General features: G+C 60.2%; 19 protein-coding genes. 17 read left to right on the top strand and 2 right to left on the bottom strand.

Annotated features, from left to right (window positions below; genetic code table 11):
* The first annotated feature begins 19 nt into the window (after positions 1-19).
* The 3 genes from FH08_RS0138870 to FH08_RS0138865 all read left to right on the top strand — a co-directional run bounded on the left by FH08_RS0138870 (position 20) and on the right by FH08_RS0138865 (position 1,489).
* Positions 20-295, top strand: a complete 276-nt coding sequence (locus FH08_RS0138870) for a PAAR domain-containing protein (RefSeq protein ID WP_031363514.1) — start codon at positions 20-22, stop codon at positions 293-295.
* Entirely contained in the window at positions 292-453 is a 162-nt protein-coding gene (locus FH08_RS52255) for an H-NS histone family protein (protein ID WP_152603032.1), read from the top strand. The genes FH08_RS0138870 and FH08_RS52255 overlap by 4 nt, the downstream gene beginning before the upstream one ends.
* 541 nt (positions 454-994) lie before the next feature.
* Positions 995-1,489, top strand: a complete 495-nt coding sequence (locus FH08_RS0138865) for a hypothetical protein (protein ID WP_152603031.1) — start codon at positions 995-997, stop codon at positions 1,487-1,489.
* 349 nt (positions 1,490-1,838) lie between these two features.
* Here the strand turns inward: FH08_RS0138865 and FH08_RS0138860 are convergent, their stop codons facing one another.
* On the bottom strand, positions 1,839-2,744 hold the full coding sequence (locus FH08_RS0138860) for a LysR family transcriptional regulator (protein ID WP_031363512.1): 906 nt from the start codon (positions 2,742-2,744) through the stop codon (positions 1,839-1,841).
* 255 nt (positions 2,745-2,999) lie between these two features.
* Between FH08_RS0138860 and FH08_RS0138855 the strand changes: the two genes are divergently transcribed.
* The 11 genes from FH08_RS0138855 (at position 3,000) to FH08_RS0138805 (ending at position 13,446) form a co-directional block, all read left to right on the top strand.
* A complete protein-coding gene (locus FH08_RS0138855; RefSeq protein WP_031363511.1) occupies positions 3,000-3,965 on the top strand; it encodes a LysR family transcriptional regulator in 966 nt (321 codons plus the stop codon).
* A gap of 175 nt (positions 3,966-4,140) precedes the next feature.
* On the top strand, positions 4,141-4,632 hold the full coding sequence (locus FH08_RS0138850; protein WP_031363510.1) for a hypothetical protein: 492 nt from the start codon (positions 4,141-4,143) through the stop codon (positions 4,630-4,632).
* Positions 4,633-4,710: 78 nt separating this feature from the next.
* On the top strand, positions 4,711-5,706 hold the full coding sequence (locus FH08_RS0138845) for a hypothetical protein (protein ID WP_031363509.1): 996 nt from the start codon (positions 4,711-4,713) through the stop codon (positions 5,704-5,706).
* Between the two features lie 100 nt (positions 5,707-5,806).
* Entirely contained in the window at positions 5,807-7,270 is a 1,464-nt protein-coding gene (locus FH08_RS0138840) for an aldehyde dehydrogenase family protein (protein ID WP_031363508.1), read from the top strand.
* Positions 7,271-7,272: 2 nt separating this feature from the next.
* The gene (locus FH08_RS0138835; RefSeq protein ID WP_031363507.1) at positions 7,273-8,331 is read left to right on the top strand and encodes a maleylacetate reductase; all 1,059 of its coding nucleotides are present in this window, start codon (positions 7,273-7,275) and stop codon (positions 8,329-8,331) included.
* A 63-nt stretch (positions 8,332-8,394) separates the two neighbouring features.
* The gene (locus FH08_RS0138830; protein ID WP_031363506.1) at positions 8,395-9,684 is read left to right on the top strand and encodes an ABC transporter substrate-binding protein; all 1,290 of its coding nucleotides are present in this window, start codon (positions 8,395-8,397) and stop codon (positions 9,682-9,684) included.
* A gap of 13 nt (positions 9,685-9,697) precedes the next feature.
* On the top strand, positions 9,698-10,420 hold the full coding sequence (locus tag FH08_RS0138825) for an ABC transporter ATP-binding protein (protein ID WP_031363505.1): 723 nt from the start codon (positions 9,698-9,700) through the stop codon (positions 10,418-10,420).
* Between the two features lie 2 nt (positions 10,421-10,422).
* Positions 10,423-11,130: an ABC transporter ATP-binding protein gene (locus tag FH08_RS0138820; protein ID WP_031363504.1), complete on the top strand. Its 708-nt coding sequence runs from the start codon at positions 10,423-10,425 to the stop codon at positions 11,128-11,130.
* Positions 11,127-11,993 carry a branched-chain amino acid ABC transporter permease gene (locus tag FH08_RS0138815; protein WP_031363503.1) on the top strand — a complete coding sequence of 289 codons (867 nt, stop codon included), beginning with the start codon at positions 11,127-11,129 and terminating at the stop codon, positions 11,991-11,993. Before FH08_RS0138820 ends, FH08_RS0138815 begins: the two co-directional genes overlap by 4 nt.
* Positions 11,994-12,015: 22 nt before the next feature.
* Positions 12,016-13,092, top strand: coding sequence for a branched-chain amino acid ABC transporter permease (locus FH08_RS0138810; RefSeq protein ID WP_235210643.1), 1,077 nt, complete (start codon positions 12,016-12,018; stop codon positions 13,090-13,092).
* Positions 13,093-13,116: 24 nt separating this feature from the next.
* Positions 13,117-13,446: a Rieske (2Fe-2S) protein gene (locus FH08_RS0138805; protein ID WP_031363501.1), complete on the top strand. Its 330-nt coding sequence runs from the start codon at positions 13,117-13,119 to the stop codon at positions 13,444-13,446.
* Positions 13,447-13,458: 12 nt separating this feature from the next.
* Here the strand turns inward: FH08_RS0138805 and FH08_RS0138800 are convergent, their stop codons facing one another.
* Positions 13,459-14,868 (bottom strand): LLM class flavin-dependent oxidoreductase, encoded by a 1,410-nt coding sequence (locus FH08_RS0138800; RefSeq protein ID WP_031363500.1) that lies wholly within the window; start codon positions 14,866-14,868, stop codon positions 13,459-13,461.
* A 254-nt stretch (positions 14,869-15,122) separates the two neighbouring features.
* On the opposite strand from FH08_RS0138800, the gene FH08_RS52760 reads away from it, so the two are divergent.
* The 3 genes from FH08_RS52760 (at position 15,123) to FH08_RS0138785 (ending at position 17,773) form a co-directional block, all read left to right on the top strand.
* Positions 15,123-15,260 carry a hypothetical protein gene (locus FH08_RS52760; protein ID WP_160172546.1) on the top strand — a complete coding sequence of 46 codons (138 nt, stop codon included), beginning with the start codon at positions 15,123-15,125 and terminating at the stop codon, positions 15,258-15,260.
* Positions 15,254-16,729 carry a sugar ABC transporter ATP-binding protein gene (locus FH08_RS0138790; protein WP_031363499.1) on the top strand — a complete coding sequence of 492 codons (1,476 nt, stop codon included), beginning with the start codon at positions 15,254-15,256 and terminating at the stop codon, positions 16,727-16,729. The genes FH08_RS52760 and FH08_RS0138790 overlap by 7 nt, the downstream gene beginning before the upstream one ends.
* Before the next feature lie 114 nt (positions 16,730-16,843).
* Positions 16,844-17,773 carry an ABC transporter permease gene (locus FH08_RS0138785; protein WP_419178050.1) on the top strand — a complete coding sequence of 310 codons (930 nt, stop codon included), beginning with the start codon at positions 16,844-16,846 and terminating at the stop codon, positions 17,771-17,773.
* The last annotated feature ends 1,072 nt before the right edge of the window (positions 17,774-18,845 follow it).

Below are 18,845 nucleotides of genomic sequence, written 5' to 3'. Positions count from 1 at the left end.
AATTCCCAAGGAAGCAAATATGAAAAAGATGGCAGTGAAAGGCAACGCAACAACGACTGGAGGCGAGATCCTCGACGGCGATGAAACCGCGCTCGACGACGGACGGCCTATTGCACGTCACATGGATCTCGCGTCATGCCCAAAATGCGGCAAGAACGGGCCGATCTTCGGCACGGCGGAAACGTTCGGTCTAAGTAATACGCGCGGTGTACTGGATGGAGACATCGTCATGTGCGACTGTCCGGAAGGCACGAATCGCGTGATTGCTGATTCTACGATCAATTATTTTGCATGAAATCGCATTATCGCAATCCGCTGACCGGGGCGATGTGGAACGGCAGAGGAAAACCACCTGAGTGGCTGTGCGGCAAGGTTTGCGGCCGCTTCCAGCTTGAGCAAGCCGTGGACATGGGCGCGGGACTTACGCATGAAACCGAATCTCAAGAGGCTTAGGGCGTTGGAATACAACGTCTCATCTCCTACAGTTTTGCAGAAGACCCGATGGCGAGTATGGGACGCCGTCGCCACCATGCCATGGCGTGGCGGCGTTGGTTCGGTTGACTATGACACTAGGATGCTCAACGCCGTCGAGGAAGTTGCCTGCGCGTGGAGCGGCGCGTGTTTGTCTGCAGCATTTGATGGGCACTATTCACCGCTTCTGTTTGCCTGCGCACAAGGGCATCGCTTTGAATTGTTAGTGCAGTTCCTTCGGCAAGGTGTCTGGTGTCCCGAGTGTGCGCATCGTCGTTACCTCGACGAGCAGATAGGCGAGATGCGCAAGCTTGCCACCAGATACGGTGGACTTTGCTTATCCCCGGAATATCTGGGTACGAATGCTCCGCTTCTTTGGCGATGCACACATGGGAGCGAGTGGCAAGCATATCGAAGGGACGTAGTGCGGGGACGGTGGTGTGTATGCGCAAACCTGCCCCAGTCATAGACCATTTAGGAGAAATGGCACGCCTTGGCGGTACTTGCATATGGACGCAATATCGTGAAATCGGAAAGAAACGCGAACGGCGAGCCATGGCTGGTCGGCAACGCCGGCGCAGGTTCATCAGGGTATCCGGTGTCGAACGTCCCATTTACGATCAAAATATCAAAGTCAATCATGAAAGCAGACGGCAGGCTCCGCGGCCCGCGCCATTACGAGGTGTACGCCCCGCATGTCACGCCGAAGATGCGTCGGCGCTTCGAGGATGCGTCGTCCACGATACCGAACCGGAGTACGAATGTTACGCGCGTCTACGCAAGACGAATGCTCAACGCCCTTAAAAAAGTCGCGACCGTTTGGGGCGGGAAGCGCTTATCAATTGGGGTCGACGAGTACCCGAAGCCGGTGCGGTTTGTGTGCGGACGAGGACATCACTTCGAGTTGAATGCGCGCGATGTGCGACAAGGCCAGTGGTGTCCCGAGTGTGCTTATCAGCGTTACCTCGGTGTGCACCTTGGCGAGATGCGCAAACTCGCAGCGGCGCACGGCGGATAGATATGCGCGAGGCTACATCGGGCAACCATATTTGAACGACTGGATGGACCGCAACGGGACATGCGCTTTCTGGGGAGATTCATTTTTGCGCCTTGTTATCCTGTTTCTTGGCTGGGAGCCACGGGTAGGCGCCAGTTTTAAAGCGTAGGTCGACCCTTGTCACGTTCTGGGCGCTAGCATCAACGGCGAAAGCGGCAACCCTGCATTGACCCTGACCGTTAACCTCAGAACTTAGCAACGCACCACTGGCCCCGACCCCTAACGCCAGAACCTGGCAACCCAGGCACCGCCCCCCACGCGCACCCCGCCCACCACTCAAAAGACCGTCCACTAGCGCGAGCCAAAACCCTTACCGCCTTATAAAGCGATCGATCAAATCCGGCTGATCCAGTTGTTCGACCCACCAGCGTAACGCCCGACCGGTCTCATCGTCGCGCCATGCGAGGTAGCAGTCCGTCACTTCGCGCATGCCGGTCACGCGCTTGGCCACGAGCTTGCCCTCGGCGATCGGCTGCGCGGCGAGACACTCCGGTATAGTGCCCACGGCCACACCTTCGCATTGAGCGGCGAGCTTGGCGCTGAGCGTGGGCAGCGCGATGAATTCCTGCGTAGTCCCGGTGGCGACCGACCGCGGCCTCAACTCTCGCGATGTATCGCTGATCACCGCGCCGCGATAACGCGTGACGGTTTCTATTCCAAGCGGCTCGGGCAGATCCGCCAGCGGGTGATTGGGTGCGACCACGAACACGTGCCGTAGCGATCCGACCGAACGAGCCACCAGATGCGGCAGGTGCGGCGGCTCGCCGGCCGCGCCGACTACAAGATCGGCGCGCCGCGTGACCAGCGCGTCCCAGGTGCCACCGAGCACTTCTCTCGACAGACGCAGCCGCGTATCCATCTTCAGGTCGTAGAACGCTTGTACATAGGGCCAGAAAGCATCGAGCGGCAGGATCTCGTCGATGCAGATTCGCAGCTCCGCCTCCCAGCCTTCCTGAATGCGTTGCGCCCGCTGTTCAAGTTGCTCTGCGGCGAGCAGCAACCGCCTGCCGTCCTCGACCACCACACGTCCCGCGTGCGTGAGCCTGGCGCGCCTGCCGGTGCGATCGAACAGCGCGACATCGAGATCGCTTTCGAGCTTCTGCACGAGGTAGCTGAGCGACGACGGCACCCGGTGCAGCAATTCGGCCGCTTCGGCAAACGTGCCGGTGCGGTCGATTGCGTCCAGCGCTTCGAGGACTTCGAATGACAGCTTCATTGCAGCTTTCCCTTTTGTAATCTTGTAGTCTTGTGATCTGGCGAGGATGCGCTTGACGCGCTATCCGGTGTGTCTCGATTGTCGACTTGAATCGATCGTTTTTTAACTGTGCATATAACTGGAATACAGCATCGCGTGCGGGCTTTAAGATCAATTCAGGTTGTGCGCACCGGTCAGCGCGCCGCGGCACCCGCTCAAAGAAACTAGAATCTCCATTAGACAATAGCGGTTCAGACAAAACGATCAGGAGACAGCGTGGACCTTTTCATATCGATGGAAGCGTTCGTGCGCGCCGCCGAAGCGCAGAGCTTCGCGAACGCGGCACGTCAGCTCGGTGTTGCAAAGTCGGTCGTCACGTCGCGCGTCAAACAGCTTGAAGAGCATTTCAACGTCGCGCTCTTTCATCGCTCCACGCGCGCGGTGCGCTTGTCCGAAGTGGGTGAGTCGTATTATCGCGACTGCGCCCAGCTCGTCAATAAAGTCCACGAACTGTCCGGCCGTACCAGCGCCGAAACGCACTCGCTCAGCGGGACGCTCAACGTCCACGTGCTGCCGGGTTTCGCGCTGGGCCATTTTTCGCACGCGCTGATTGCTTTTCGCGAGGCGCATCCTCGTATCGAATTCGTGGTGACGGTCAACGATCGCGTGATCGATCCCGTGCAGGAAGGCTTCGACCTGGCGTTGCAGATCTACCCGCCCGCGTCGAACCTGCTGGTCGAACGCAAGCTCTTTCCGGTGCGCGGCGTGCTCTGCGCGGCCCCCGGTTACCTGAAGGAGGAGCCCGTCATAGAAACGCCGCTCGACCTCGTGCGGCACGACTTCGCGCGTTATTCGTATTACCCGTGGGGCGACAACTGGCCCCTCATGAAGGGCAACGAATGCTTCGAGATCGCACTCAATCCGGTGCTCAAGACAAACAGCGTGCACCTGCTCCTGGAATTCGCTCGCGCCGGTGCCGGCGTCGCTTATCTGCCGACCATGGTGGCCGCCGCCGATCTGCTCGAACGGCGTCTCGTCCGTGTGCTCCCCGAGTATGCTGCACCGCCGCTATGGCTCTCGGCGGTCTATCCGGCGTCCCACAGGTCGACCACAAAAGTGAAGGCGTTTGTCGAGTTCCTGCGTGCGCGCTACTTGCGCGAACCGCAGTGGGACCGGGCGCTCGGTATCTCGCCGCCCGATGACGAAACCAAGAACGTTGGCGACGAACTCGGCGACGCATGAGCGGGGTCCCCGCGACGCGGCGCGCTTCTCAGTACTTTCCCTAGCGTCTTTTGTGAGCACGTAGGGTTCGCCAAACGCGAACCTCAATCCATTGCCCCGTTGCGCGCGCGGCCCTAATCTTCGTTCCAAGGCAACGCGTTCACAACCGTCTTTCAAGAAAGCAATGGAGACAGACATGCAAGAGACCTATCTCGGCAGCCTCGGCAATTACCGCAAGGGCTCCATCGAAATCATCAAGGGCAAACCCGGACATTACGCCATGTCCAATGTATTCGAGGTTGCCAGCCACGCTGCACCGTACGAGAAAGTGGTGGTCGGAAAAAACCTCAAATACGTGATCGAGACGGTTCGCGCCGAAGGCGTCTCGCCATGGTTCAGCGCGTCGCACGATGAGTTCGCGGTGGTGCTCGACGGCGAGATCGACGTGCATTTCATCAAGCCCTCCGACGGTCCGCTCGTCAACGCCGATACAGAAGGCAGCGTGCGTCTCGAAGGCGAACCTGCAGGCCAGCCGATGGGGTACGTGCGTTTGCGCCGTGGTCATCAGGCGCTGCTGCCTGCCGGTGCTGCTTATCGATTCGAAGCCCGCCAGACGGGCGTTCTGCTCGTCCAGACCATTCTTGGTTCGTGTTCGGTAGAGAAGTGGGCCGAGATATGCATTCAATGAGGCATTCAATAAGGCATTCAATGAGGCCGTGAGCCCGCCTTATCGACATCGACCTGATCAACTTTCGAGGAACAAGCCATGGACCAGTCAGCAGGTTTTCAAAGTGTCACCGCGACCGACCCGGACAAGACGAGCGGTTACCGCACCTTCACGCTAGGTGATTTCGAATTCAGCCGTGACGCTTATTTCGTCACGGTCAAATGGCCGTCGAAGGGGGAAACCCGTTCGCACCAGATGCATGCCGACGACTTTCTGCGCGCGATGATGCGTGACGTGGCGTGGGGATTTTTCTACGGCTGGGTCAACTTCGACGAAGTGATCGGCACGCGCAATCACTACGGCCGCGTGGACATGTATGCCGGTTCGTACAACTCGAGCTTCAAGGACGCGGGCGTCGACTACACGCAGCAGTTTGAAACGCCGCTGATCATGGCGACCTTCAAGGCGATCCTGAGAGACTGGGTCAATGAAGGGTTTGATCCGTTCGCCGCTCCCGAGGAAACCGGTTCGGCATTCGGTATCAAGCATGGCGACAACATTGGCGCGATCGAGCGCACGCGCATTGCGACGAAACGCATGCCGGGACTCGTGGGTGATTCGCCGTTGCGCGATGACCTACCGGTCAACCGGCAGTTCGCGGATATCGGCCAGGACGAGCCGGAGATCCACGCAGAGGCTGGCTTCGAACATGAGCTGCATGCGTTCAGTCTTTTCAAATACCTCTCGCGTTCGGACGTTACCTGGAATCCATCGGTCACCTCCGTCTGCAAGCAGAGTCTCTTTTGCCCGACCACCGAGGAATTCGTGCTGCCGGTCTTTCACGGCAACGATCGCGTGGAGTGGTTCCTGCAACTGTCCGATCAGATCATCTGGGATGTCGGCGACAAGGACACGGGCGAACCCCGCGCCCGCATCACGATGAACGCCGGCGACATCGCGGCCATGCCTGCCGATATTCGCCACAAGGGTTATTCGCAAAAGCGTTCGATGCTGCTCGTGTGGGAGAACGCAACCCCCGATCTGCCCAAGCGTTACGAGAGCGGCGAACTCCCGCCGTATCCGGTACCGCTCTAAACCCCTGTTGCTTCTTTAGGTCGCTAACGACGCCGGTCTCGCCGGCGTCGCGGGCAGGGTTTCGTCTTCAGCTTTCATTTGTTCATCAGGCAGGACCACCATGCAAACGCAACTGTTCATCAATGGCCGCTTCGTTCCCGCCGAGAGCGGTGAAACGCTGGCTTCACTCAACCCGCACGACAACTCCGTGATCGCTCAAGTGTCGATGGCCGGCCCTGCGGATATCGACCGCGCCGTCGCCGCGGCGAAAGCTGCGTTCCCGAAGTGGAGCAACATGGCGGCCATGGATCGCGGCCGCCTGCTGCTCAAGCTAGCCGACGCCATTGAAGCGAATGCCGATGAACTGGCCCGGCTCGAGTCGCTGGACACAGGGCATCCGATTCGCGATACCCGCAATCTCGACGTGCCGCGCACAGCTGTCACTTTCCGTTATTTCGGCGGCATGGCGGACAAATTCGAAGGAACGGTGGTTCCGGTTGAAGCGGGCTTCCTGAACTATGTGACGCGCGAACCGGTCGGCGTGGTCGGGCAAGTCGTGCCATGGAACTTCCCGCTGATGTTCACCAGCTGGAAGATGGCGCCCGCGCTTGCCGCCGGCAATTGCGTGATCATGAAGCCGGCGGAACTCACGCCGCTGTCCAGTCTCGCGATTGCCGAACTGATGGCCGAGGTAGGTTTCCCGCCGGGCGTGGTGAACATCGTGCCGGGTCTCGGTCAGGTGGCGGGGCAATATATTGCCGAGCATCCAGAGATCAGCAAGGTGGCGTTCACCGGTTCGACCGCAGTCGGGCGCAAGGTCGTGCAGGCCTCCGCCGGCAATCTCAAGAAGGTGCAACTCGAACTGGGCGGCAAGGGCGCGAACGTCGTATTCGCCGATGCCGATCTCGACGCTGTCTTGCAAGGCTCTGCGTTCGGTATCTTTCATAACCAGGGGCAGGCTTGCATTGCGGCATCGCGGCTGATCGTGCATGAGTCGGTGGCGGACGAACTGCTTGAGCGGTTTATCGCGCTGGCGCGTTCGATCAGGATCGGCGATCCGCTCGATCCGAGGACCGAGATGGGGCCGCTGACGTCGCGTCATCATCGTGACCGCGTTCTGTCTTATGTCGATGTCGCTCGCGAGCAGGGCGGCCGCATCCTGTCAGGCGGCAAGGCGCCGGAAAGCGCCGCACTTGCCAACGGTTGCTACGTAGAACCGACTATTGTTGCGGCGAAGCCTGGCGATCGCGTGTCGCAGGAAGAGGTATTCGGCCCGTTCGTCACGGTGAGCACATTCGGGAGCGATGAAGAGGCTCTGGCCATTGCAAACGGCACCGAATACGGACTGGGCGCCGGCATGTGGACACGCGACTTGCAACGCGCGCATCTTTTTGCGCGTCAGTTGAAAAGCGGCATGGTCTGGATCAATTGCTATAAGCGCGTGAGTCCGGCGTCACCGTTCGGCGGAGTGGGATCGAGCGGTTATGGCCGCGAGATGGGCTTTGAAGTCATGCGCGAATACACGCAGCCGAAGTCGGTCTGGGTGAACGTCGACGCCAACATTCCGCCTTATTATCCGCGCTGATCATGGACCCGTTCATCTATCAGGGCTTGCCTTCACGCGTGGTCTTTGGTGCGGGCAGCATCCGCCACCTCGAGCGCGAGATCGATCTGCTGGGGGCTAAACGCGCCATCGTGCTGTCCACACCGCAGCAGCGCGAGCAGGCCGAGGCGTTCGCCGCGCGACTCGGCTCGCGGGCGGTTGGCGTGTTTTCGAAGGCAGTCATGCATGTGCCTGTGGAGATTGCGAAGGAGGCCCGCGATTACGCTACGAAGCTGGGCGCCGACTGCGCCGTGGCGATAGGTGGTGGCTCCACGACCGGGCTCGGCAAGGCAATTGCACTGACTTCATCGCTGCCGATCATTGCCGTTCCAACCACGTATGCAGGTTCGGAAATGACGCCTGTGTACGGGCTCACCGAAGCCGGCTTGAAGAAGACCGGCCGCGACCTGCGTGTGTTGCCGAAGACTGTCATCTACGATCCTGAGCTGACGGTGTCGCTGCCGGCCTCGCTGTCTGTCACAAGCGGCATCAACGCAATCGCGCATGCGGCCGAAGGGCTCTACGCACAAGATGCGAATCCGATTACCGGATTGATGGCGGAGGAGGGCATTCGTGCGCTGGGAGCCGGCATAGGTCGCGTCGTTTCCCGCCTTGACGATCTCGATGCCCGCGCCGATTGCCTCTACGGCGCATGGCTGTGCGGCGCCGTGCTCGGCAGCGTTGGCATGGCATTGCATCACAAGCTGTGCCACACGCTTGGCGGCACCTTCAACTTGCCGCACGCTGAGACACACACCATCGTGTTGCCGCATGCGCTTGCGTACAACCGCGAAGCCGCACCGCTAGCGATGCAGCGGATCGCGCGTGCGCTTGGGGCTTCGGATGCAGCGCAAGGCGTGTTCGATCTCGCTCGTGACAATGGCGCACCGACGGCGTTGAAGGATATCGGACTGAAGGAATCGGATATTGGCGTCGCGCTGGATATTGCATCGAAGGCCCCCTATTGGAATCCGAGGCCCCTCGAACGTGGCGCATTGCGGGCTTTGCTTGAAGCCGCTTACGAGGGTCGCCGCCCCGACTGACTACCCTGAGCCTGGCACGCAAGAAGGCCGGGACAGCACCATAAAAGACTGAAGGAGACAGACATGGACGATCATTCCATCAACGGCGCTCGCCGTCATTTCGTGAAGCTCGCGGCGGGCGGTACGCTTGTCGCGGCTTCCCCGCTGCTTGCGCGCATCGCGAACGCTGCCAGTCCGCGTACGCTCAAGATCGGTTACGTGTCGCCGCAAACCGGTCCGCTTGCACCGTTCGGCGAAGCTGACCGCTTTGTCATCGGACAGATGCAGGCGGCGCTTAAAGACGGCATTGCGATCAATGGCAAGCAGTATCCTGTCGCGATCCTGGTCAAGGACAGCCAGTCGAATCCGAACCGCGCCGGCGAAGTGGCGAACGACCTGATCCTGAAGGACAAGGTCGACATCATGCTGGTTTCGGGAACGCCAGAAACAGCCAATCCCGTGAGCGATGCGTGCGAGATCAACGAGATGCCGTGCGTCTCCACGGTCGTCCCGTGGCAACCCTGGTTCTTCGGCAGGAAGGGCGATCCCAAGAAGGGTTTTCGTTTTACGTATCACTTCTTCTGGGGCCTTGAAGACGTGATCGCCGTGTACACCGGCATGTGGCAATCGGTGCAGACCAACAAGTCGGTCGGCGGACTCTTTCCGAATGACGGCGATGGCAACGCATGGGGCGACGGCAAGCTCGGCTTTCCGCCCGTGCTCGCGCAAAAGGGTTTTACGCTGAAAGACCCCGGCCGCTTTCAGTCCATGACGCAGGACTTTTCGGCACAAATCGCAGCGTTCAAGCAAGGCGGCGCGCAGATCGTGACGGGCGTCGTGATTCCGCCCGACGCGAAGAACTTCCTGGTGCAGGCGCGCCAGCAGGGTTTTAAACCGAAAGTCATTTCGATCGGAAAGGCACTCCTGTTCCCGACTTCAATAGAAGCGCTGGGCGATCTTGGCGAGGGTCTCTCCACCGAAGTATGGTGGTCTCCATCGCACCCGTTCAAGTCGTCGCTGACCGGGCAGTCGGCCCGTCAGTTAGCCGATGCATACGAGAAGGCGACATCGAAACAATGGACCCAGCCTATCGGCTTCGCGCACGCATTGTTCGAGATCGCGGTGGACGCGCTCAAGCGTAGCAAGGACGTTGACTCGAACGAAGCGATTCGCGATGCGGTGGCATCGACGAAACTCGATACCGTCGTCGGTCACGTCGCATGGGGCGGCGGGCCGGTGAAGAACGTCGCGAAGACGCCGCTGGTTGGCGGTCAATGGATCAAGGGGCAGACGCATCGCTTCGACCTTGCAATCGTGAACAACCAGCTTGCGCCGAATGTGCCGCTGTCCGGCCCGCTCAAGTTGATCGGCTAGAGGGGAGGCGAGCATGAGTTGCGTTCTCAGATTGACGGGCGTGTCGAAGAGCTACGGTGCGCTCAAAGTCACCGACAACATCAGCTTCGCGATCGAGCAAGGCGAGACCTACGGGATCCTCGGACCGAACGGCGCGGGCAAGACTACCCTCTTCAACCTCATCAGCGGTGACGTACGGCCGGACGCCGGCACAATCGAATTCGACGGAGCCGACATCGGCAAACTGGCGCCGTATCGCCGGTGTGTGGCGGGTATTGGGCGGTCGTATCAGGTGCCCCGGCCCTTCGGTGGCATGACGGTATTCGAGAACCTGCTGGTCGGCGCCACCTTTGGCGGCGAGCTAAAAGAACGTGAAGCGGCTGACCTGTGCATCGATGTACTTGAGCGCACCGGTCTTAAGCGCCGTGCGGACCAGTTGGCCGGCACGCTGACGTTGCTGGACCGCAAGCGCCTCGAACTTGCCCGCGCACTCGCGACCCGGCCGAAACTGCTGCTGCTCGATGAAATAGCGGGCGGTCTGACCGAGCAGGAGACACATGAACTCGTCGATGAAATCCGCAGCGTCAAAGAGCAGGGCGTGACGATCGTATGGATCGAGCATGTAGTGCATGCGCTGCTCGCCGTCGCCGATCGCTTGCTGGTCATCCACTTCGGCCGGCACCTTGCACAGGGCAAGCCGGCCGCCGTGATGGACGACCCCGAAGTCAGGCGCGTGTATCTTGGCCTGGAGAGTTGACCATGCCTGCCATTCTTGAAACTCGCGGCCTGACCGCTTTCTATGGCGATTTCCAGGCCCTTTTCGGCATTGATGTCACGGTCGAGCGCGGCGAAGTGATTGCGTTGATTGGTTCGAACGGTGCGGGGAAGTCCACCTTCCTGAAGGCGCTTGCCGGTCTCCTGCCGGTGCCCGCGCAACAGATCGCCTACAAGAACGAGGCGGTCGGCGGCATGCCCGCCGCACGCATTGTCGGAAAGGGGATAGCACTTGTGCCCGAAGGCCGGCGGCTGTTCGCGAGTCTGTCCGTCGAGGAAAACCTGTTGCTCGGCGCTTATTCTTCTCGGCCCGGCCGCTGGACCCTTGACACGGTCTATGCGCTTTTCCCCATCCTGAAGGAGCGGCGCACCCATCCGGCGACCGCGTTGTCCGGCGGGCAGCAGCAGATGGTGGCGCTCGGCCGGGCATTGATGAGTAATCCGGATCTTCTAATGTGCGACGAGCTTTCTCTCGGCCTCGCACCAGTCGTGATCAGGGAAATCTATGCTGCGTTGCCGTCGATCGTCGCGGACGGTATGAGCGCGATCATCGTCGAGCAGGACGTGCAACTGGCGCGGCGCGTATCGAAGCGCCTTTATTGCTTCCAGGAAGGCCGCGTGTCGTTGGCAGGCGCGTCGGCGGAAGTGTCCGACGAAGCAATTACGCGTGCCTATTTCGGAGCGGTGTCATGAGTTCAATTGTCAATATCCTCTTACAGGGCGTGCTGCTCGGCGCGCTTTATGCGCTCTTCGCAATGGGCCAGTCGCTCGTGTTCGGTGTCATGCGCTTGACCAATACGGCGCACGGCGACTTCATCGTGCTGCTGGTATTCGTCCTGTTCGTGCTGACAAACCTGGCTCATATGCCGCTGTGGGTTGCCGTACCGGTTTTGATCGGGATCGCATTCTGCGCGGGATATGCACTGCAATACACCGTGCTCAATCGGGTCAGTGGCCGTGACCCCTTGCCATCGCTCGTCGTCACCTTCGGTCTTTCGATCGTGATCCAGAACGTGCTGCAGGAAGCGTTTTCTGCGGACCCGCGCGCGCTCGGGACCGGTGGCTTCGAGTCGATGAGCATCACGTTGCCCGGTGGCATAGCGCTCGGACTCCTGCCGCTCCTTACGCTCGCCGTCACGGTAGCGGCCACGCTCGGGCTGCAGTGGCTCTTTGGCCGCACGCCGCTCGGCCGGGTCTTTCGCGCCACTTCCGACGACCGCGAGATCGTGCAACTGATGGGCGTCTCGCCGCGCAGGACGTTCGCTCTTGCAATGGGCATCGCGTTCGTGCTGATCGCGCTTGCTGCCACGCTCTATGCGATGCGTACAGCCGTTTCTCCGTCCGATGGCCCCGCGCTGCTGCTCTATGCGTTTGAGGCGGTGATCATCGGCGGGATGGGTTCGTTCTGGGGGACGTTCCTCGGCGGAATCGCACTCGGCGTTGCTCAGCAAATCGGTTTTTACATCGACCCAGGATGGGGTATCTGGCTGGGACACGTGCTGTTCCTGGCGCTGTTGACGATCCGGCCGCAAGGCCTGTTGCCCAAGACCGCGTGATGAGCGCCGGGAGCTTAGTCAAATGAGCAATCACATGAACGTCTCTGAACGACATTTCGAAATCCGGCGGGCAACGCGTGTGAGCAGGGCGGCCGTGCTTGTGCTGTTGATTGTCGCCGTGCTGGTCGCGAGCTTTCCTTATTGGGCTGGCCGCGGCACCCTGCGCGACTTCACGCAGATTGCCGCGTACCTGGTCTTCGCCATGATGTGGAACCTGCTTGCGGGTTACGGAGGCATGGTGTCGATCGGACAACAGGCGTATTTCGGTATCGGCGGATACGCCATGCTGATACTTGCGAACTACGGTGGCTTGTCGCCTTTCGTCGCCGTGCCGGTTGCGGGTGCGATAGCCGTATTGATCGCAGCGCCGGTCTCGCTGGTCGCGTTTCGGCTGGAGGGCGGGTACTTCGCCATAGGCACATGGGTGATCGCCGAGGTCTTTCGCCTGAGCATCGCGAACCTCTCGTGGCTCGGTGGAGGGTCAGGCACGAGCTTGACCGCGCTACAGGACGTTCCGAGGTCGCTGCGCGAGTCGCTGACGCTGTGGTTGGCGCTGGCAATCGTGGTGGCCGCCATCGGCTTGCTGTACGTCTTCCTGCGCTCGAAACGGGGTCTCGCGCTCACTGCCATGCGCGACAACGCGGTGGCGGCGAACAGTCAGGGAGTCGACGTTAGGCGCGCTCGCTTCGGCGTGTACCTCGTGTCGTCGGGCGGCGCCGCGCTCGCGGGTGGGCTCTATTTCGTGAGCAACCTGCGGATCTCACCCGATGCCGCGTTCTCCGTGAACTGGACCGCCTTCGCGATTTTCATCGTGATGATCGGCGGATTGGGGACGCTTGAAGGACCGATCATCGGTACGCTGATATTTTTCCTGTTGAACAAGTTCCTGTCGGATTTCGGGACCTGGTATCTGATCGGGCTGGGCACGCTCGCGATTGTCGTCACGATGTTTTTTCCTCAGGGATTGTGGGGTTATGTATCGCGACGGTTCGGGCTGCAGCTTTTCCCCGTCGGCCGGCGTGTTGTGTTCCTTGATCCAGGGACCAGGGTTCTACCCGCGCGCAAGGAATCAGCGGACCCCCGGCATGCAGCACGCTGAAGTAACGCAAGGAAGTGTGACGCCATGAACGATGGAGCGTGCAATAGCGTGCCTCTCTGTATTCTCGACGACGTGCCGGACGGCGGTGGTCTCGAAGCAGGGAGCGAGGTCGTGGTGTTGCGCAGAGGGGATAACGCGTGGGCGTACCGCAACCTATGTCCGCACTTCTCCATACCGTTGAACTATGAGCCGAACACGTTTTGCGCCTACGGCGCCGAGCTTCTCATGTGCGCCTATCACAGCGCGATGTTCCGGTTCGAGGATGGCGTGTGCGTCGATGGCCCGTGCCTTGGCGCACGCCTGACCCGCGTGCCCATCCGCATTGAGGGCAGGAGAATATTTGCCGATGAATAGGCCTGGAGGTCGCTATTCCTGCAAGCTAACCAGTGATTTAGCCGCTTCGCCGCGCTTGAACGCCTCGATGTCTCTATACCTCGCACCGGGATGTCCAGCCGGCAACAAGCGTCCCTTGCCGAAGAGCTTTTCGCGCAACGTGCCGGGCGAATATTCCTTGCGATAAACGCCGCGCCGCTGCAACTCCGGCACCAGGTATTCAACGATATCCTCGAAGGTCTCGTGGGCGACCGCATAGGCGAGATTGAAGCCGTCGACGCCGGTCTCCTCCACCCAGGTTTGCAGAATATCGGCAACGGTTGCCGCGGAACCGACGAACACCGGTCCCATGCCGCCGATTCCACCCCACGCCGCGAGTTCGTCGATGGTCCAGGACTTCGCACCGCCCGCCAGATGTTCGATGGCGGAGACGATTGCGTTGGTTTCCACTTTTTTGACCAGATCGGTCGGCGCGTACTGACCGAAGTCGACGCCCGTCCAACCCGACATAAACACGAGTGAACCATCGTACGAGGTATAGCGGCGGTACTCCTCGAACTTCGCTTGCGCCTTGGCATCCGTCTCATCCACGATGACCGTGACTAGGTTGTAGATCAGCAGTTCGCCCGCATCCCGTCCCGCAAGCGCTGCCTGTTCGCGGACGTCAGCAACATACTCTTTCAACACTTCCTTGGTCGGGGCGGCGACGAATACGCATTCGGCGTGTTGGGCCGCGAACGCCTTACCCGCACCCGACGCGCCGGCCTGATAGAGCACGGGCGTGCGTTGAGGCGAGGGTTCGCAAAGATGGTAGCCGGGCACATCGAAATATTTGCCGTGGTGACCTATCTCATGGACCTTCTCGGGATGCGTAAAGACGCGATTGTGGCGATCCCGGACCACGGCGTCTTCTTCCCAGCTTCCCTCGAAAAGCTTGTACAGCACTTCAATATATTCGGCTGCCACTTCATAGCGGTTCGCATGCTTGCGCAAGCCGCCTTCACTGATATTCTTCGCGCCGCTTTCCAGATAAGACGTGACGATATTCCATCCCACGCGGCCTTTAGTGAGGTGATCGGCAGTTGAAAGACGGCGCGCAAAGGTATACGGATGCTCGAAAGTCGTCGATGCCGTGATGCCGATGCCCAGATGCTCGGTCACCATGGCGATAGGCGCCGCAAGCTGCAGCGGATCGTTGACGGGGATCTGCGCGGCCTGATGAATCGCGTGATAGTTACTGCCTTTATAGACGTCGTAATAGCCGATCACGTCGGCTATGAAGATACCGTCGAAGAAACCCCTCTCAAGAATTTTTGCAAGATCCGTCCAGTACTCGAGGTCCTTGTATTGCGATGACCGGTCGCGTGGATGAGACCACAGACCCGGTGATTGATGGCCGACGCAGTTCATCTCGAACGCATTGAAATGGATGGTTTTGCTCATGGCCGCCGGCTTCTCTATTTTCACTTAACAACCGGACAATCTAGTCGCCGAATCGACGTCGCGCTCTAACGATTTCAGCTTTACATATGCCCGTGGCTGTAAAGGCCTGTGCTCCCATCTGGTGCAAGCGGGGCGCCATGAGGGCTTGCCACCACATGGTTCATATCGAAAGAAAAACTCGTTCTTTGCGTCATGCGATAGCTATGCGTATAAAGCTTCTCTGCCGTGGAACCCGCTAGCCAAGGAGGCGCATCTTGAGCACCGTCGACATTGAAACCGCCCTGCCTGCGTCATTGCCGGCCGGATCGGCCAGCGACGTATCGCGCCTGATTATCGACGACGAAGACGCGGCCGTGCCGGCGACGGTTTCACGGCCGGCTTGCCAATGCTAGTCGCGCGGTCGGTATCGAAACGCTTTGGCCCAACCGTCGCGCTTGATCGATTCGATCTTTCCGTTGCTGCGGGCGAGGTCGTAGCGTTAATGGGCGCTAACGGGGCGGGGAAGTCTACGATCGTCAAGATACTGAGCGGTGTTTATCCCGGCGATGGAGGCTCGCTTGAACTGCACGGCAAGCCGTACGCACCGGCTTCACCGCAGGAAGCGAAGGCGTTGGGCGTAGCGACCATGCATCAGTCGATCGCTGAGTCGGTCGTGCCCACGCTGTCGGTTGCGGACAACCTCTTGCTCGATCGTTTCAACAATGCGGGGACGCCCTGGTTTGCCGGGCCCGCGGCGCGGCTCGATGAGGCGCGTTCCATTGCTGCGCTGGTTGGACTCGACGTCGATCTGCGGGCGGCACTTTTCACGCTGCCGCTTGCGACGAGGCAACTTGTCACGCTGGCCCGGGCGCTGGCGGCCAAACCCGCAGTGCTCATACTCGATGAACCGACGGCAAGCCTCTCGGCGGCCGAAGCGGAGCGCCTCTTTACCGCACTCGACAGGTTGCGCGAGCGTGGTGTCGCCATGCTGCTGGTCTCGCATCGGCTAGGCGATCTGAAGCGAATGGCGGACAGGGTGGTCATTGTCCGCGATGGCCGGCTAGTGGCAAACCTGAAGAATCCGATCGATTTCGACGATGCTACTGAAACGATGATCGGCCGCGCATTGCCGCAATTGTCAAAGACTCGCGAACGAAAGACAGTGCATTCGACAGCGAGCCAAGGCCTTCAGGTCCGAGGCCTGAAATTGTTCCCGGGTAAGGATAGCCCCGCACTCGACTTCGACGCTGCCCGTGGCGAGATCGTTGCGTTCGCGGGACCCTTGGGCGGTGGTAAGTCGCGGCTAGCCCGAACGCTGTTTGGCACTGAGCGGGTAGTGTCCGGCACGATGACACTCGATGGCCAGCCATGGCAGCCGCGCTCTGCTGCCGATGCAATCCGCCGTGGCGTCTTCCTCGTAGGCGAGGACCGATGGAGCTCGTCGCTCTTTCCGGACAGCGTTCAGTTCGCGTCGATCGAAGGCACATTGAGTTTTCCGTTTTTGTCGAACTGGTTCAAGGGCGGGTGGATCAATAGATCGCGCGAACGTCGCGAGGCCGCGTCCGCCATCGAGCGTTTTTCCATTCGATGCAACGGTCCAGCGGATCGCGTGGTCAACCTCTCCGGCGGCAATCAACAAAAAGTCGTACTCGCGCGCTCGCATGCGGAACCCGCCCGCATGCTGTTGCTTGACGAGCCGTTCCAGGGTGTCGACGCCGGCGCTCGCGCGGATATCGCCGATGTATTGCGAGCGAATGCAGCGGGGCGGGTGACGCTGGTGTTCGTCAGCGCCATCGAGGAGGCGTTCGAAGTCGCGGACCGTGTGCTGCACTTCGATCGTTCGATCATTGAAACAGACATTGAAGATCTTGCCGGAGCCTGACGCATGAAACTTGGCGCTTCTACCGAAGCAAGCACCGTGGCTCGAACGGAGCTCCGACACACCAGCATCAGGACGAAGCTGGAACGCAGCGGCATCTTGTTACTGCTCGTTGTGATGGGCGCGGTATTTACATGGCGTGAGCCGGCATTCCTGAGCGTGGACAATCTGTTCAGCATCTTGCAGGCTGCGTCGATTGTCGCGCTTCTGGCCGTGGGCGTCAGCATTACGCTGGCGGTAGGCGGCTTCGATTTATCGGTCGGTAGCACGGCCGCGACGGCGCAGATGGCCGCGAGCTACGTGCTGGTGGTGTGGCACGGCAACACGCTTGCCGCTGTTGCGGCGTGCTTGGTGTTGGGTGTCGGCGCGGGACTTTTTAATGGCTTGCTGATCACGCGTCTGCGCGTCCCGGACCAGCTAGCGACGCTCGGAACCTTGTTCCTGCTAGCGGGCCTGCAACTGATTCCAACGGGTGGACGTTCGCTCGCGACCGGCACCATCCTGCCGGACGGAACGGAGGCTACCGGCGCGTTTCCGGCGGCCTTCCTGGCGTTGGGCCGGGCACGCTGGCTGGATGTCGTACCGGTGCCGGTCATCGTGCTGGCGGTGGTGACGCTGGTCGCGGTGCTCGTCATGGAATTCACACGATGGGGTCGTGTGCTCTATGCGACTGGCGGCAACGAAACAGCCGCGCGGCTCGCGGGTGCGCCGACGGCGCGTTATCGTGTGGCGGCGTATGTGGCATCGGGGGTGATCGCTTCGCTCGGCGGTGCGTTGATTGCCGCGCGCGTCGGGCGTGGCGATGTGGGCGCCGGCAATTCGCTGCTTCTGGATGCGGTTGCTGCCGCGCTGATCGGTTATGCGGTGTGGGGGGCGAAGCGTCCCAACGTGCTGGGCTCGGCGGTGGGTGCGGTGTTTGTCGGTGTGTTGCTCAACGGGCTGACCATGCTCAATGCGCCTTATTACATGCAGGATTTCATCAAGGGTGCATTGCTTGTTGGGGCGCTTGCCTTTACGTTCAGCATTGGACGGAAAGAGGGGCGGTGAAGTCGCGGTGGGTTTTGGGAGGGGTAGCGGTCGGGGTTAGTGCTCAGGTTGCCAGGTTCCTGCGTTAGCGGTCGGGGTCTATGCCGGGTTGCTGCTTTCAGTGTTAGTGGTCTGCTTGAGTTGGCTTTTCTCTTTATCACTATTAGCCACTGTGCGTGGCGGCACGTCATTTCTTTGTCCAAAGCGACAAAGAAACGAAGCAAAGAAAACGCTTTCAGAACGAGGGCTCGTAAGTTGACCCAGCGTGCAGTTTCCACGTTTTTGGCACCCCAAAAGCACGGTGCTCGCAAGAGCCACGGATGTGTGAAACCCTCTTTCTCCGAACACGGATACCCACACGCTTCGCCACCAGTGACTGAACCTGCCCAAGGAACGCTCCGCGCTATCCGCGGACAACCATCCTTCGAATTTGTACGCATGCCGAACTATGTCGGCAACCCACCCCGAAGCGAGCTTGCCAAAATGTGTAAGGCCGTAGCCGACAAAAATAACGTTCAAGCCAATCAAACGCCTACCAAAAAAGAAGCCGTCAAAATGCATCCGGCCGTGATGTAGTCCACGAAGACATCCGCACACAGCGCGCAACCCACCTGTCAAGAACTTAGGGAGTGGGCTTCGTTCCAAGAAGATAGCAGCGCTGACAACACAACCAACCAACAAAAAATGGAGCCGCGAAAAGCGCGTAAGGCCGTGTGGGTTCCTTGGCAAGCGTGCTTGCCCGAGAGCGTACGGGGCGAAGCGTGTGCGTGTAAGAATTCGCGAGAAGGAGGGGTTCACACATCCGTGGTTCTGGCGAGCACCGTGCTTTTGGGGTGCCAAAAACGCGGAGACTGCACGCTAGGTCAACTTACGAGCCCTCGTTCTGAAAGCGCTTTCTTTGCTTCGTTTCTTTGTCGCTTTGGACAAAGAAATGACGTGCCGCCGCGCACAGTGGCTAATAGTGATAAAGAGAATATCCGACTCATGCAGACCACTCACACTGAAAGCAGCAACCCGGCGATGACTAAGACCGCTAACGCAGGAACCTAGCAACCCGGCATCAACCCCGACCGCAAACCCCAGAACCCACCAC

It is taken from the genome of Caballeronia sordidicola, assembly GCF_000729995.1.
GTDB classification, from domain to species: Bacteria; Pseudomonadota; Gammaproteobacteria; order Burkholderiales; family Burkholderiaceae; genus Caballeronia; species Caballeronia sordidicola_A.
Note: the sequence above shows the minus strand (reverse complement) of the source record. Positions and strands in the feature narration are given on the sequence as shown.